The sequence below is a fragment of the Nocardia sp. NPDC049526 genome, assembly GCF_044465765.1.
Lineage (GTDB): Bacteria > Actinomycetota > Actinomycetes > Mycobacteriales > Mycobacteriaceae > Nocardia.
Map to the genome: position 1 here is coordinate 315,336 of NZ_JBITMA010000001.1, position 15,942 is coordinate 331,277.

General features: G+C 66.5%; 13 protein-coding genes. 8 read left to right on the forward strand and 5 right to left on the reverse strand.

The window, feature by feature from the left end:
* Positions 1 to 196 precede the first annotated feature (196 nt).
* Entirely contained in the window at positions 197 to 1,171 is a 975-nt protein-coding gene (locus ACIBW7_RS01375) for an NAD(P)H-dependent flavin oxidoreductase (RefSeq protein WP_397042964.1), read from the forward strand.
* A 151-nt stretch (positions 1,172 to 1,322) separates the two neighbouring features.
* Positions 1,323 to 1,961, forward strand: a complete 639-nt coding sequence (locus tag ACIBW7_RS01380; RefSeq protein WP_397042966.1) for a Uma2 family endonuclease — start codon at positions 1,323 to 1,325, stop codon at positions 1,959 to 1,961.
* Positions 1,962 to 1,983: 22 nt separating this feature from the next.
* Here ACIBW7_RS01380 and ACIBW7_RS01385 read toward each other — a convergent pair whose 3' ends face one another.
* The gene (locus tag ACIBW7_RS01385) at positions 1,984 to 2,943 is read right to left on the reverse strand and encodes an MBL fold metallo-hydrolase (RefSeq protein ID WP_397042968.1); all 960 of its coding nucleotides are present in this window, start codon (positions 2,941 to 2,943) and stop codon (positions 1,984 to 1,986) included.
* Positions 2,944 to 3,111: 168 nt separating this feature from the next.
* Here ACIBW7_RS01385 and ACIBW7_RS01390 point away from each other — a divergent pair, with 168 nt between their 5' ends.
* From ACIBW7_RS01390 to ACIBW7_RS01410, 5 genes are read left to right on the forward strand one after another with little or no spacing between them, the layout of a single operon-like run.
* Entirely contained in the window at positions 3,112 to 3,429 is a 318-nt protein-coding gene (locus tag ACIBW7_RS01390) for an acyl carrier protein (protein WP_397042969.1), read from the forward strand.
* Positions 3,426 to 9,167, forward strand: coding sequence for an SDR family NAD(P)-dependent oxidoreductase (locus ACIBW7_RS01395; RefSeq protein WP_397042970.1), 5,742 nt, complete (start codon positions 3,426 to 3,428; stop codon positions 9,165 to 9,167). Before ACIBW7_RS01390 ends, ACIBW7_RS01395 begins: the two co-directional genes overlap by 4 nt.
* Positions 9,164 to 10,843: a fatty acyl-AMP ligase gene (locus tag ACIBW7_RS01400; RefSeq protein WP_397042972.1), complete on the forward strand. Its 1,680-nt coding sequence runs from the start codon at positions 9,164 to 9,166 to the stop codon at positions 10,841 to 10,843. The genes ACIBW7_RS01395 and ACIBW7_RS01400 overlap by 4 nt, the downstream gene beginning before the upstream one ends.
* A 56-nt stretch (positions 10,844 to 10,899) precedes the next feature.
* On the forward strand, positions 10,900 to 11,292 hold the full coding sequence (locus ACIBW7_RS01405) for a hypothetical protein (protein ID WP_397042974.1): 393 nt from the start codon (positions 10,900 to 10,902) through the stop codon (positions 11,290 to 11,292).
* On the forward strand, positions 11,289 to 12,431 hold the full coding sequence (locus tag ACIBW7_RS01410) for a cation:proton antiporter (protein ID WP_397042975.1): 1,143 nt from the start codon (positions 11,289 to 11,291) through the stop codon (positions 12,429 to 12,431). Before ACIBW7_RS01405 ends, ACIBW7_RS01410 begins: the two co-directional genes overlap by 4 nt.
* Before the next feature lie 4 nt (positions 12,432 to 12,435).
* Here the strand turns inward: ACIBW7_RS01410 and ACIBW7_RS01415 are convergent, their stop codons facing one another.
* The 3 genes from ACIBW7_RS01415 to ACIBW7_RS01425 form a co-directional block, all read right to left on the reverse strand.
* On the reverse strand, positions 12,436 to 12,843 hold the full coding sequence (locus tag ACIBW7_RS01415; protein ID WP_397042977.1) for an RNA-binding S4 domain-containing protein: 408 nt from the start codon (positions 12,841 to 12,843) through the stop codon (positions 12,436 to 12,438).
* 2 nt (positions 12,844 to 12,845) lie between these two features.
* Complete coding sequence (locus ACIBW7_RS01420) at positions 12,846 to 13,448, reverse strand: C40 family peptidase (protein WP_397044120.1); 603 nt, start codon at positions 13,446 to 13,448, stop codon at positions 12,846 to 12,848.
* Between the two features lie 461 nt (positions 13,449 to 13,909).
* A complete protein-coding gene (locus ACIBW7_RS01425; RefSeq protein WP_397042979.1) occupies positions 13,910 to 14,176 on the reverse strand; it encodes a hypothetical protein in 267 nt (88 codons plus the stop codon).
* Positions 14,177 to 14,268: 92 nt separating this feature from the next.
* On the opposite strand from ACIBW7_RS01425, the gene ACIBW7_RS01430 reads away from it, so the two are divergent.
* On the forward strand, positions 14,269 to 15,450 hold the full coding sequence (locus ACIBW7_RS01430) for an AAA family ATPase (RefSeq protein WP_397042980.1): 1,182 nt from the start codon (positions 14,269 to 14,271) through the stop codon (positions 15,448 to 15,450).
* Positions 15,451 to 15,458: 8 nt separating this feature from the next.
* Here the strand turns inward: ACIBW7_RS01430 and ACIBW7_RS01435 are convergent, their stop codons facing one another.
* A complete protein-coding gene (locus tag ACIBW7_RS01435; protein ID WP_397042982.1) occupies positions 15,459 to 15,875 on the reverse strand; it encodes a peptidoglycan-binding protein in 417 nt (138 codons plus the stop codon).
* Positions 15,876 to 15,942: the final 67 nt, after the last annotated feature.

The following is a 15,942-nucleotide window of genomic DNA, read 5'->3' on the forward strand; positions in this document are numbered from 1 at the left end:
ACTGCGGACTAAAGATTGACTCTAGCTGCATATTTATTGGCTATCTCGATAGTTGCCTCGCGACTTCGCGCGCATACAGAGGCCGATGCGATGCGAATCCCGGCTCACTTACGAGTTGATCAGCAGACGATTCCCGTGTCACCATCACTGCATAAGGGCGCCACTGGCACGCCCCGCAACGCATAGGAGAAGCGCAATGCTGCGTACCAGGTTCACCGAGACATTCGGCGTCGAGCACCCGATCGTGCAGGGCGGCATGATGCATGTCGGCCGCGCCGGCCTCGTCGCGGCCGTCGCCAACGCGGGCGGGCTCGGTTTCATCACCGCGCTGACCCAGCCCACCCCCGACGACCTGCGCAGAGAGATCGCGCGGACCAGGGAGTTGACCGATAAGCCGTTCGGCGTGAACGTCACGATCCTGCCGTCGATCAATCCACCGCCGTACGCCGAATACGTGCAGGCGATCATCGACAGCGGCGTCAAGATCGTCGAGACCGCGGGCAGCAATCCGGAACCCTTCCTGCCGTACTACCGGGAGGCCGGTATCAAGGTGCTGCACAAGTGCACCAGCGTGCGGCATGCCTTGAAGGCGCAGCGTATCGGCGTCGACGGCGTCAGCATCGATGGTTTCGAATGCGCGGGACATCCCGGTGAGGACGATATTCCCGGCCTGATCCTGATCCCGGCCGCCGCACGGGTGCTCGACATTCCGATGGTCGCTTCGGGCGGCATCGCCGATGCCCGCGGTCTGGTGGCCGCGCTGGCACTCGGTGCCGATGGTGTGAACATGGGCACCCGCTTCCTGTGCACGCAGGAGTCGGCGATCGACCAGAAGGTCAAGGAACAGATCGTCGCCAACTCCGAACTCGATACCCAGCTGATCTTCCGGACCATGCGCAACACCGCGCGCGTCGCGGATAACGAGATCAGCCGCAAGGTCGTCGAAATCGAAAAGGCCGGTGGCACTTTCGACGATGTCCGCGATCTGGTCGCGGGTGCGCGCGGACGACGCGTCTTCGACGAGGGCGATCTCGACGCGGGCATCTGGTCGGCAGGCCTGGCCCAGGGCCTCATCCACGACATCCCGTCCTGCGCCGAACTGATCGGCCGGATGGTCGCCGAAGCGGAGGAACTCATCACCGCGCGGCTCGCGGAGAAGGTGGTCGCCTAGCTGTTCGTTGCGAGCTCTGGGCCGGGCCGCCCAGGGCTCGTCCGATAGTCGAGCCAGACCCAGCGCAGTCCATCGACGGGTGACCGCGACCGAGGTCGAGCGAGACGCTGACCTACGATGACCTCGACTACCAACCAAAGGACGGTCATCCGTGTCGGAAGCGTTCGACTGGTCTCTGCCGAAGACCTACATCCTGCCGGTGGATATCGACGGTTACCTGTCCATGCCCGAGGACATGGCGCGCAATGTCGAGATCAGAGACGGAATGATCATCCACTGCGAATCCGCCCCGCCGAATCACAATGCGATAGCCCGAAATATCGAGCGTGCACTGCTCGACGGCCATGCCAAACGCGGTTCGGCCGAGCCCTGCTTGCGGGTCAACCGGGATGTGGACATGTTGGTCTCGGAAGTCCCCTTTCACTACAAGCGACCGGACGTCATCGTCTACCGCTGCATCGATGAGCCTCGGCCGAAGTGGCGGATGAAGCCGACAGCCGCGGACACGGTGCTCGTGGTCGAGGTTGTCTCACCGACCACGATCACCGCCGACCTGGTCGATAAACGTGCCGAGTATGCCCGGTTCGGTATCCAGCATTACTGGATCGTCCGGATGGCGAATGAGGACGGTCCCGCGGTTTCGATCGAAATGCTGACGCTCAACTCTGCCGGGGAGTACGTCTCGGCGGGGCATCACACCCGATCGGATCGTTGTGCCAGTGCGATCGATTCGCTGGTGCCGTTCGAGGTGCACGCCAGTTGGCAGCAGCTCGACGAGGGCATCGACTGAATTCCCGACCCGACCAGGCCGGTTACCGCTTCCGTGCTGCGAGCGCCTCGACCGCCGCGTAGTCGTGGGCGGCGACGATTTCGATGCCGTCGGGTAGGGCGTGTAGGCGGTGGATGGTGGCGAAGGTGGCATCGCGGTCGGCATCGAAGAGTTGGCCGGGCATGGGTGCTTTCTCGCGGATCAGCTCGACCTGGAGTTTGTTCCACACCGCGTCGCCCGCGAGCAATACCCGGGTGCCGTCGTCGACCGCGAGCAGTACGCCGATGCTGCCCGGTGTATGTCCGGCGAGGTCGACGAGCAGCACCGAACCGTCACCGAACAGGTCCAGGCTGCGCGGGAATGTGAGCACCGGCGGGCCGTCGAGTTCGAAGGTGTCGAAGGTGCGCCCGCGCAGTGGGCCTCGGGCAACGCCGACCGGCGCATGCGGGCCGTCGAGGGCCCAGGCGCGTTCGACGGCGGGTAGTCGGATGGTCGCGGAATCGGGCAGTTCCAGCAGGCCGGAGATGTGATCCCAGTGCAGGTGGGTCGGCAGGACGAAATCGATCGCGTCGACGGCGATATCGCGGGCGGCCAGCGCGTCGGAGAGCCCGAGCACCGGCTTATCGGGCGCGACCAGCAGTGGAATCGGGAACGGCAGCTCGGGCAGCACGCGATCGTGCACACCCGCGCACAGGGCCGGATCGACCAGGAATCGCGCCTTGGGATGTTCGATCAGATAGGCCGACATGGTCATCGGCAGTTCGCGCAGGCTGCGCACGCCCTCCGCGACGATCGCGGCTGGCGCGGCCATGCGGGCCTGCATCAGGACGGTGAGCCCGACGGTCACCTCGGTCCGCGGCAGCGGGACCGGCTCCAGACCGGCCAGCAACGCGGTATCGGGGCGACGCGGGCGCAGCAATCGACCAGGCGTGGCCGCCAATGCGGTGCAGCAACGCAGCACGGTCGACAGAGTGGGCGTCCGCTCGGTTCCGGATTCGGGCACGGTGCCACCGTAGGCGATCACGGTAAACGGCGAAAGAGCCGGGTATGCAGGACAATTCCGGACAATCCACCCGCCTGAGGGACACCTTGATCGCGCCGATATCTACGGCATAATCGCAGGGGGTACCGGCGTGGGGGCACCAGCCCTCCGGCGACGGGAGGAGGACGGATGGGGCCTGATCTTCCGGACGGGCAGGGTGTTGTCTCGAGCGACCTGCGAACAGTCGCCGACGGTATTTCGAATAGAACCGGTTCGCGACGTGCCGCGCTACTGAGCGCTGCCACCGTCGCCATCGCCGACCTGCTGAATGTCGATGCCGCAAAGGTCTCGACCAATGCGCCGTTCAGCGATCTCGGCCTCAGCTCGCTGCAACTGGCGCGGCTGACGGCGCATCTGGAAGATGCCATGGGAGTCGAGGTTTCGCTCACCACCCTCTACGACCATCCGGACATCGAGCAGCTTGTCGAGTATCTCGCGATGCGATGAGCACCGCCGATACCGCCTCCGTCCGGCCGAATCCGCCGGTATCGATCGTGGGCATCGGCTGCCGGGTGCCCGGCGCGCCGAATGTATCCGAGTTCTGGCGGATGCTGTGCGATGGCCGGGATGCCACCGGTGCGCCTCCGCCCGGTCGACCTGGCACGCGCCACGCCGGATATCTCACTGATGTCGACGCGTTCGACAACGACTGGTTCGCGATCTCCGGTCGCGAAGCCGCGCTGATGGATCCGCAGCAGCGGCTGGCACTCGAGGTCGCGATCGAAGCGCTCGACGATGCCGGAATCGGCTATCGCACCAGGGGTTCCGGGGCGGCGGTGGTATTCGGTGCGTGCGCCTACGATCACGGCATCGCGGTGCTCGGCCGCGACGGGCACGATGCGCCGTACGCGGTCACCGGATCGGCGCTCAGCATCATCGCCAACCGGCTGTCCTATGTCCTCGACCTGCACGGACCGAGTCTGGTGGTGGACAGCGCCTGTTCGTCCTCGCTGGCCGCGGTGGATCTCGCGGTGCGTCTGCTGGCCGATGAGGCGGTGCCGTTCGCGATCGTCGGCGGGGTGAATCTCACGCTGCTGCCGCATACCTCGGAGTACCTGGCCGAAGGCGGGTTTCTCGCGCCCGACGGGCGATGCAAACCATTCGATGCCGCGGCCGACGGATATGCCCGCGGCGACGGATGCACGGTCGTGGTGCTGCGGCGCACCGCCGATGCGCTGCGCGACGGGCATCGGGTGTATGCGGAAATCCTCGGCACGGCAGTCGGTTCGGACGGGCGGTCCAACGGGCTGTACGCGCCGAACGGCCGGGCCCAGCAGGAGGTTGTTCGTACTGCCTGGGCACGGGCCGGACTCGATCCACATGATGTCGGTTACGTCGAATGCCACGGCACCGGAACGCCATTGGGTGATGCGGTGGAGGTGGGTGCGCTCGCCGCGGTCGTCGGCAGCGACGCCGAACCGACCTGGATCGGCTCCCTCAAATCCAATATCGGACATCTGGAGGCGGCCGCCGGAATCACCGGAATGGTCAAGGCGGCGCTGTCCATTCGACACGGTGTAATCCCGCCGACTATCAATTTCCACACCGAGAACCCGCTGCTGAAGCTCACCGAACACGGACTGCGGGTACCGACCGAGCCTGTCGACTGGACCGACACACCGGTGTGTGCGCGACGTGCCGGAGTCAGCTCATTCGGATTCGGCGGGACGAACGCGCACGTGGTGCTACGCGGTCTCGAGGCAGCGGGCCACCGGAGTTATGAACCGCCCGTATTGCTTCCGGTCACCGGTCGCGACATTGCGGAGCTGCGGTCGCACGCGCTGCGGTGGGCCGAGCTGCTCGAGGGTGCCGGCGCGAGCGAGGCCACGCAAGGCGGTTTCGGCGACGGCGCAAGCGGCGATTCACACGAGCGCGTCAGCGGTAGTTCGCGCGAGGGCGCTAGTGGCGGTTCGCGCGAGGGCATGGGCGCGGCGACCGACGCGATTGTGACGAGCTACTCGGGCGCGGGGAGTGGCGATCGCGAAATTCTCCGGCAATTCGCGGCTGCTGCGGCGCGGTTGATACCTGAGAATGCCCGGGCCGCAGTGGTTGCGCGGGATCTGAACGATGCGGTGGACCAGTTGCGGGCGTTGGCGGGTGGGGAGTCCGGGGGTGGGGTGATCGGCGCTGGTTCGGTGCGGCGGCGGGGTGGCGTGCTGTTCCTGTTTTCTGGGCAGGGTGGGCAGTATTCCAAGATGGGGCGGGGTCTGGCGGCTCGTTATCCGGTATTCGCGCAGGCGGTGACCGCTGCCGCGGATGCAATTGCGGCGGCGGATGGCGGGCGAGTATGGACGCCGCGCAACGGGTTCACGCTCAGCGGTGCGGCGAGCAACGGAAGCAGTGCGACCGAACTCGTGCAACCGGCGATCTTCGCATTCCAGGTGGCGCTCGCCGAACTGCTCGCCTCGTGGGGGATCGAACCGGATGCTGTGGTGGGGCACAGCCTCGGCGAGGTGGCCGGGGCCGCGGTCAGCGGTGCGTTATCGCTTTCGGATGCGGCCCGAGTCGTGGTGCAGCGCAGCCGGATTCTGGCACGTCTCGACGGGCACGGTGCGATGGCAGTGCTGGAAGCGACAGCGGATGAGGCAGCGCGACTGGTCGAGCCACTGCACGCGACGGTAGCGATCGCCGCGGTCAATGGACCGCGTTCGGTGGTGATCTCCGGTGCGCCGCGTTATATCGATGCGCTCGTCCGCCGAGCCAAACGCAGGCAGATATTCGCGCAACGGATCGCCGTCGACTTCGCCGCACACAGTCCCCAGGTAGGCGCGCTCCTCCCCGAATTCGTCGACACGCTCGGCGGACTCACCGCGCAGGTGCCGCGTGTCCCGGTGTACTCCACGGCGCGTCGACGCGAAACGATCACCACGGCCGTGATGGATGCCGGCTACTGGGCCGAAAATGCCTCGAGAACCGTCGAACTGGCCGCCGCGCTCCAGCAAGCCGCCGACGACGGATTCACGACGGTGCTCGAAATCGCACCCCATCCGGTCCTGACACCCGCGATCCGTGAGTTCCCCGAATTCGCCGACGCCACCCACACCGCGACCACCCGCGGCAACGAGGCCGGAACCTTCCTCACCTGCCTCGCCAAGCTCTACCTCGAAGGCCGCCCGTTGAATTGGGCCGCAAACGGCCCCTGCACCGCACCCCCGCCCCCGCGCCGATGGTCCCACCGCCGGTTCCCCCTGATCACCACCCTCGACCCCGGCCCCACCCACTCCACCAAGCCCGATACCGCCGACGTCGCCGGCACCAAGCCCCGCACCTCGTACGTCGCTGCCACCGAGCCCAGCACGCCCCGCGACGCCACAACCGAATCCAGCACCATCCGCGACGCCGCAATCGAACCCAGCACCACCCACGTCGCTGCGACTGAACCAGGTGCCGCCTATCGCGGTGCCACCGCTCCCGCTGTCAACGGCCACACTGTCAACGGCTCCTCGGTCTCCGACATCGGCGCAGACATCGGAGTTGATATCGTCCGGCGCGGTCGAGACACGCACGATCCGAACACAACCACCCAACTCGAGGCTCCGCGCGGCCGAAATGCCCAGGACGCGAACACGACCATCGGGCACGACACTGATGGCGGCCAAGACGCTCTCGACTCGAACACAACCGCCCTTTTCGGCACCGCTCGCGGCCGAGACATCGACGCCACGAACACAACGAGCGGTTTCAGCATCAATCGCAGCCGAGATGCCGTCGATTCGAACACATCCGGCGTCTTCATCGCTGAATCCGAATTCCCCGCAGACGATCTCCACGATCACGTGGTGCAGGGTGTCCCGACTGTCCCCGCGGTCTTCTGGCTGCTCAGGCTCATCGGCCTGGCTGGGGCCGGGCGGGCGATCAGTGATTTCGTGGTGCATGAGCGGACCGGGCTTGCCGTGCTGTCCGCTGTCACTTGTCGAGCCGGTGGTGCTGGAAGGTTGCAGGCGGAGGTCACAGGCGCCGGGACGCTGGCTTCGGCACGGTTGGCCGGTGACCCCACACCCGGGGATATCGTCGCATGGATGCGGGTGGTCGATGCAAATCGGGCCGCGCGTCGGCGGATGCGAGTGCTCACGCCAGGTGTTTTCTACGACTCGTTGCGTGCGCGGCAACTCGACTACGGTCCCGGCTTCCGCGCGCTGCGCGATATCGAGGCCGGGCCCGATTGTGCGGTGGGGTCGTTCGAGTCCGCCCCGCTGCAGCGCTCGGCGACCCTCGACAGCTGCCTGCATCTGCTCGCCGCCGCGAACTGGGACCACCTGCCCGCCGATGCCATTCCGCTGCCGATCGGCATCGAATCCGCCTGGCTGTCCGCCGAACCGGACCTGGTGCTGTTGGAAGCCCATGCGCTCGTGCGTGATCGATCGACGACCGGACTGACCGGCGACATCATCGGCACCGATCAGCACGGCGTCCCGGTGCTCGCGCTGTCGGGTGTCCGCATACGTTTCGCGACGGTCGAATCCACAACGCAGGCCGGCCCTTTCCGCCATGAAACGTGGATCCCGTACCTTCGCCACGCCGACAGCAACGGCCAGCGCGACAGAACCACGAATCCGCAACGCGCCTTGGTTATCGGCGAATCCCAGCTCGCCATCCGGCTCGCCGGAGAACTCGACCGCATCCTGCCCACCGAACGCGTCGCCCGCGAACCGGATGCCGCCGGTCCGATCGTCTCGGCCGTACTCGCCGGGCGCACCGGTACCGGGAACACGGCCGTCGTCGTGGTCTGGCCCACCGAATCCGGCGCGACTCACACCGGCCACGACACCGAGTCCGCGATCAATGCCACCGCCACAACCGGACGCATGCTGGATCTGCTCCAACGCGTCCAATCCGAGGACACCACGGCATCTTTGACGATCGTCCTCCCAGAACCCAGCGCGACCGACCGCCAACCGACCGCCAGAAACCGACAGTACAGCTCGCCGGACAAAACGATCATGACGATGGCGGTAGCCGGTTTGGTGCGATCGATGCAGCTCGAATCGGGCCGCCAAGTGCGGCTCGTATGGACCGATACATCACCGTCGGCAGTGTCGCGACTGCGAGAACTCATCGCCACCACCCACGCACTCCCCGATGAGCTCCGCATCTGCGCCGACGCCATCACGGCACGCCGTTTCATCCCCGCCCGTCCCCGATCGACCGCCCCAACGTCGATCGACCCCAACGGCACCTACGTGGTCACCGGCGGATTGGGTGCGCTCGGTTCGGTCGCGGTGCGCTGGTTGCTCGATGCCGGTGCCCACGATGTCGTGGTGCTCACCCGCACACCCAGACCGGTGCCCGCACTCCTGGACGGACTCGAGGACCGGATAGTCGTGGTGCGCTGCGACGCCGCCGACCGCAGCGATCTCGCCAACGCGCTCGACGATGTTCGCGAATGCGGTTCCACCATCCGCGGCATCGTCCATGCCGCGGGCGCACTCGAAGACGCCGCCTTCGAAGCCATAACCGCCCGCCAACTCTCCCGCATGTTCGCACCGAAACCCATCGCCGCGAACAACCTCATCGAGCTGACCGCCACCGATCCAACCGACTTCGTGCTGCTGTTCTCCTCGGCCACCGGTGCACTCGGCGCACTCGGGCAGGCCGCTTACGCCAGCGCGAATGCCGCGATGGACGCACTCGCTCACAAACACCCGGGTCGGCGCATATTGAGCATCGGCTGGGGCATATGGGATTCGGGCCTCGCCGAAGGCGCGGGTGGTGCGGCACATCTGCGAAGCGCCGGAATCTCCGCATTCGATATCCCACGTGGCACCGAATTACTCGCCCAGACCATGTATTACAACGAGCCCTACCTGCTCGCCCTCGACTACACGCCGACCGCCGATGCCGACCCGGTCGCCACCCGCCTGCGAAATCTGCTCACCGACCAGCCGACAGCAGTCCCCGCGCCGCCGAACCCGATACCGCCGCATCCGACCGAACCACTCACCACGACTATCCGCACCGCGCTCGCCGCCACCCTCGACCTGACCTCCGACCATGTCGATCCGGAAGCCGATTTCAACGAATTGGGCCTGAGTTCCCTGCTCGGCATAGAAATGCGCCGACACCTCGAAACGCGCCTCAATATTCGCATCTCGACCGCCGAACTGTTCCGACACCCCACCATCACCGCACTCGGCGCAGCCCTGGCCGACCGAGTCGCCGCCGCGAAATCCGATGGGGTGCTGTGACTTCTCCGAATGCGACACACCCGGCCAATGCACTTGCCGCCCGGGTCGCCGAGTGGGCACGAACCAAGCCCAACGACAGTGCGTATACCGAACTGCGTTATCGCGGACAGGATTGCACTCCCGTCACACTGACCTACGAACAACTTCACCTCGCGGCGGGCGTTCAGGCGCAAAGACTGAGGGCAACAACCGATCCCGGCGATCGAGTGGCGATCCTGTGCGCCCACGGAATCGACTACGTCATAGCCTTTCTCGCCTGCCTCTACAGCAATCGCATTGCGGTGCCATTATTTCCACCGACGGGCGATAGAAACCGGTCCCGACTCGACGGTGTACTCGCCGATGCTCGACCCGCATCGAGCCTGATCTCGGCGACCGACACCACTACCAGCGAGATCTTCGGTCCGGCCCTGGGCCGAGTACTGATACTCGCACCGGAAACCACACCAGCGGCCGACCCGATTATCGATCGAACAGAGACGGCCTATCTCCAGTACACGTCCGGATCGACCAAGACCCCGGCAGGCGTCGAAGTAACCCATGCGAATCTCGCTGCGGCACTGGATCAATTGTGGACAGCAGTGCCCGCGGTGCGCACCGAACCCATTGTCTCCTGGCTCCCGTTCTTCCACGATATGGGCCTGATCCTGGCCCTTTCACTACCGCTCTACTCCGGCGTGCACGGCGTGACCATGGCGCCGGCCGAATTCGTGAAACGCCCCATCCGCTGGCTGCGTGCCCTCAGCGACTACCGTGCCGGCACCACTGGCTGCCCCAATTTCGGCCTGACACTCGCGGTCTCGGCAACCACCGCCGACGAACGCCCGGGCCTGGACCTATCCCACCTCGATGCACTCCTCAACGGAGCCGAACCGATTCGCGCCGAGGCACTGACCGCCTTCACCGAAACCTTTGCCCCCTACGGATTCCGGCACCGCGCCCACACACCGGGCTTCGGTCTGGCCGAGGCCACACTCTCGGTCACCGTATGCGATCAGTCGACCGAACCCGTCACACATCGATTCGACCGAACGGCCTTGGCGCAGGGCCGCGCACAGACCGCACAAGAAGGCGTTCCACTCGTGGGCTGTGGCGTACCCGCAGGCCAGCGAGTCGCGGTGGTGGAGCCCAACGAGCACACCGAGGTCGCGGCGGGCACCGTCGGCGAGATCTGGGTCTGCGGCCCCAATGTCTGCGCCGGTTACTACAACAATCCGATCGCCACCGCGGCGACGTTCCGGGCCACCCTGTCCGGAAGTGACGAATCCTGGCTGCGCACGGGCGATCTCGGCTTCCGGCACGAGGGCCAGCTCTATATCGCGGGCAGGCTCGAGGACCTCATCATCATCGACGGCCGCAACCACTATCCGGCCGATATCGAATCCACTGTTTCGGACTGCGCGCCCGAGCTGCGCATCGGCCACATAGCCGCATTCGGCCACGATGACGGCCACCGCGAGGATCTGGTGGTCGTCGCCGAACTCGCGGACTCGGCAGCCACCGGATCGGCGGAACTGGCCCGCCGCATCCGCAATGCCATCGCGGCCGCCCACGAGGTGACACCGGGGGCCGTCGTCCTGGTCGAACCGGGCCGGATTCCGAAGACCTCCAGCGGCAAATTGCGCCGCGGCGAATGCCGAGCGCTCTACCGCGCAGGCCACTTGACCCAGCCATAGCGGAAACACCCGCCGACCTCCCCCAGCTCGCCCACATCGGGCGCGATGATGGGCCGATGGCGACCGCAAGCATCCCCGTAACGTGGAAAGACCAGCCGGAAGAACACGACTACCCGGCAGCAGCGGACTATCTGGAGCTGCTCGCCGAACCGGACGTGGTCGACGCCGTGATCGCGGAACTGCGCGCCGCACCGGTCGTGCACAAGAAGGCCAAGGACATCCTGCGGGCGGCCGGACTCGAACTGGTGTCGGCCGAGAATCCGTATGTCCGCCGCGATCTCATCAAGATCAATGATCGTAAGTCGCTATCGCCGATCCTGCTGGTGCGCGGCGACTTCCGCACCGGCGTGCCCATGGTGATCGCCGATGGCTACCACCGCGTGTGCGCCGTCCACTGGGCCGACGAGAATATCGCCATCCCGGCGAAGATAGCCGCCATGCCGCAATGACCTTCGCAACCCTCGCCCTGGTCATCGCGCTCGGACTGTGCGGACCGCTGCTCGCACTGCGGCAGAACTGGCACATCCCGGTGATCCTGGGTGAACTGCTCGCCGGCATTGTCTTCGGCACCACCGGATTCGGCATCCTGCACCCCGCCGACCCGATCTTCGCCTTTCTCGCCGATATGGGTTTCGCGGTCGTCATGTTCGTCGCGGGCACCCATGTCCCGGTGCGTGATCCGGCGGTTCGCTCCGCACTCGACAAAGGCGCGGTCCGAGCCGCCCTGGTCGGATTGCTCGCCGTCGCAGCCGGATTCGGGCTGGCCCGCTGGTTCGGAACCGGACACGGTGCGGTCTATGCGGTGCTGATGGCGTCCTCATCGGCGGCGCTGGTGCTGCCGATCATCGACTCGGTCGGTCTGCGGGGAAAGCCGGTACTTGCCCTCACCGCCCAGGTCGCGATCGCCGATACCGCCTGCGTGGTGGCGCTGCCGCTGGTGATCGATCCGGCGAATGCGGGCCGCGCGGCACTCGGCGCCGTCGCGGTGGCGGCGGCCGCCACCGTGCTGTTCCTGGTGCTGCGCAAGCTGGAGCTGTCGGGTCGGCGGCGGCGAGTGCATCGACTGTCCGAGAAGCGCGCATTCGCCCTGGAACTGCGGGTCAGCCTCGCGGTGCTGTTCGCCCTGTGCGCGTTGGCGACCCAGACCCGGGTGTCGATCATGCTCGCCGGATTCGCCGCCGGACTCGCGGTCGCCGGAATCGGGGAGCCGCGGCGCGTGGCCCGGCAACTCTTCGCCATCAATGACGGCTTCCTCGGCCCGCTGTTCTTCGTCTGGCTGGGCGCGCGACTCAACCTGCGCGAATTCGGCGACCACCCGCGGCTCATCGGGCTCGGTCTCGCACTCGGCATCGGCGCGGTGCTGGTGCACCTGAGCACCCGTGTCGCGGGACAGCCGATCGCCTTCGGCACCCTCGCGGCGGCCCAGGTCGGCGTCCCGGTCGCCGCCGTCACCGTCGGCTCGCAACTACACGCCCTGGTGCCCGGCGAAGCATCCGCGATGATGCTCGGCGCCCTGTGCACCATCGCCGCCGCCGCCCTAGCGGCCGGCCGAATCGCTACCCGCACCGCAAAATCCGGCGTGCATTAGCGCCTCAGTTATCAGTGCGGCCGAGCAGACGATCCGTCTCGCGACGTTCCCGCTTGGTGGGCCGACCGGAGCCGCGGTCGCGGCGCGGCACGGCCACGAGAATCTCCCGTGGCGGCGGTGGAGGGCTGCGGTCGATCAAGCACTGTGCGGCGATCGGCGGACCGACGCGCTTGGTGATGACGCGCTCCACGATGACAATGCGTTCGATGCCACCGGCTCGGACGCGGACCTCGTCACCGGGGCGAACCGGTTGGGCCGGTTTGGCCGCAACACCATTCACCCGGACGTGGCCGCCGCGGCAGGCTTCCGCAGCCGCGGACCTGGTCTTGAAAAGACGCACCGCCCACGTCCAGGAGTCCACGCGGGCCTGGGTCGGGGCGGTGTTCTTGGTAGTCGGTTGGGCGGGTGCCACCCTTAGACCATACGGCGTGCCGTCACAACCATGTCGGGGCGCAGGGGGGTGTAGGACACCGGCTGACCGGACTGGACCGCATTGAGCAGCTTGCCGTCGCCGGCGTACAGGCCGACGTGGCCGCCACCGTTGGTCACCACGATATCGCCGGGCTGCAGATCCTCGAAGGCGACCGGAGCGCCGACGTGCGACTGCTCGAAGCTGGTACGCGGCAGTTCGATTCCGGCCTGCTTGTAGGCCCATTGGACCAGACCCGAGCAGTCGAAGCTGAACGGTCCGGAGGCACCCCAGGAGTACTGCGCGCCGACCTTGGACTTGGCGGCGTCCAGCGCGACGTCACTGGCGGTGTTGTGGAACATCTGCGGCATGGCCGGGGCGAACAAGCCGGGGAGCGACGGCGCGGCCTGCGGGGCAACGGCCTCCGGGGCGGGCGCGGCGGGCATCGAGGCGAGTGCCTCGGTGAGCTGCTTACCCAGATCCTGGGCCTGCTGGTCGAATTCCTGCGGAACCGGAACGTCGAAATCGCCGATCCCCGGGATGTTGATGGTGGCTGCCATCGCGGGGATCGCGGGCATCGCACCAGTAGATGCGGCGACCGCGCCCATGACGAGCGCACCCTTGACGGAATTCGGTAGCCGCGATTCCCGCTGCAAGCTGTGTTTACCCACCGAGCCGAGTCTCCGATCTTTCTGCTCTCCCGCCGACCGGGTCAGCTGTCGGTTCGGACCGGCAGAACGGCCCCAACTCCCAGTTGAATCTCTGGGTCCCGGTACGGCAGCCGGAATTGGTGGCCCCGACAGCCGTTTTGGCGGTAACTCAGTGGCGCCGCTTCTCTTCCGAACCGACAGACTCCACTGGGTCACGAAGAGATTACGGCCAGGACGCGATGTTGTCCAGCGCACAGACCAGCCTCTTCGCGGATGATCGAATAATCCCAGGACGAGCGGCGCAATTGCGACACGCCCAGATGGTCACGACACGGTATCGGCGGCGCACTGCGCGTTATCGAACCGAAGTCCCGATCGGAAGTGACGCCGCGCCCACCGGATTCGCGATCCACCGACTGCTACCCGTCGGATCCCGCACTCCGCTGACCAAGCGCCCGCTCCAGCTCATCGATCCGCCGCCGCGCATCGGCCAAGCCGACCTCCAGCCGACCGAGCGCCACCACCAGCGGCCCCACCGCGATATCCGCGACGAGTTGCGGATCGTCGAGGCCGCCTTCGATCGCCTCCAGAATGTTGGACCGGATCTGGCCGGCCACAGGGGCTTCGGCGGGAACTTTCCAGGACTCGACCAAATCGGCAAGGGTGGGGAGTGGTTCCGTGGGCATGCCCTCAGCATGCGATAGTTTGCTAGCAATATCTAGGACACGCCTTATATATCGCCAGATTTGACCGACGAAACGCGCTACGGTGTCTGGGCATGGACCCCGTGCGGAATCCGTATGCTCCCGGAGCCGGACAGCGCCCACCCGAATTGGCCGGGCGCGATAGGCAACTCAAGGCCTTCGACATTGTGCTGGAGCGGATCGCGCGTGGTCGGCCGGAACGCAGTGTGATGCTCACCGGATTGCGTGGGGTCGGAAAGACCGTGCTGCTCAACCAACTTCGCTCCGCTGCGGGCTCGCGCGGTTGGGGCACAGGCAAAATCGAGGCCCGCCCGGATCAGGAACTGCGCCGCCCGCTGTCGTCCGCACTGCATATGGCCGTCCGTGCGATCGCCATGGCACACCGCAACCAGGAGCGCGTAGACGACTTCTTGGGCATACTCAAGGCTTTCGCGCTGCGCTCCACCGCTGATAAGGGGATGCGGGAACGCTGGCAGCCCGGGATCGACGTGCCCGCGGTCACCGGTCGCGCCGACTCCGGCGATATCGAGATCGATCTGATCGAGCTGCTCAAGGAGGCGGCCGCACTGGCCAGCGATATCAACGTCGGCATCGCCGTCTTCATCGACGAAATGCAGGATCTCGGACCCGCCGATATCTCCGCGATCTGCGGCGCCTGTCACGAATTGAGCCAGGACACCGCACCTTTGATCGTGGTCGGCGCCGGGCTGCCGCACCTACCGGCGGTACTGTCCGCCTCGAAGAGCTACTCCGAGCGACTGTTCAGCTACCACCGCATCGACCGGCTGGACCGCGAATCGGCGGATCAAGCCCTCATCGCACCGGCCGAGCGCGAAGAGGTGAAGTTCACCGAGGAAGCGCTGGATGCCCTGTACCAGAGGGCGGATGGCTATCCGTATTTCGTGCAGGCCTACGGCAAGGCCGCCTGGGATCAGGCGCCGGAGAGCCCGATCACCGCCGAGGATGTCGAGGTGGCGGCACCGAGCGCCGAAGAGGAACTGGCCGTCGGATTCTTCGGCTCCCGGTACGAGCGAGCCACCCCCGCCGAACGCGAATATATGCGCGCCATGGCCGATTTGGCGGGCGACGACGGTCCGGTGCCGACCGCGGCGGTGGCCAATGAGCTCGGCCGCAAACCCGCCTCGCTGTCACCGGCCCGCGACGGTTTGATCAAGAAGGGACTGATCTATTCGGCCGAGCGCGGCACCATCGGGTTCACGGTGCCGCACTTCGGTCGCTATCTGCGCAGCGTGTAGTCGAAGGCTCAGAACGGCAAGGGATAGCGGTAGTCGCAATTCCCCTGCGACGTGCACGCATTCTGCAGCGACCGCCAAGTGGCCGGGCCGACCACGCCGTCGTCGTAAATACCAACGGCGCGTTGGAAGTTCCGCACCGCAGCCTTGGTCTTCGGCCCGAACTTTCCGTCGACATCGACCTGGCCGTTGCCATAGCCGAAGGTCAGGAAGGCCTGGACCGCCGCGACACACGGCCCCTGGTTGCGCACCCCCTCCTGCAGGGTCGGCTTGGCCGCCAGACACTGATCGATCGACGCCGGGTACTGGACCTCGGCATGTGCGGGCGCCGCGATGGCGGCGGTTCCGGCGACTGCGGCGACCCCGATGGCCGCCGCGGCAATCGCTCGGCGAATCCGATGAGCGCCGGAAAGCTGTGCTGCGTACATGATGTTCCTCGTGGTGCGCGAAGCTTCACCCCTGCTGGCGAAGCTGGTAGCGCCAAGTTAGGAACCG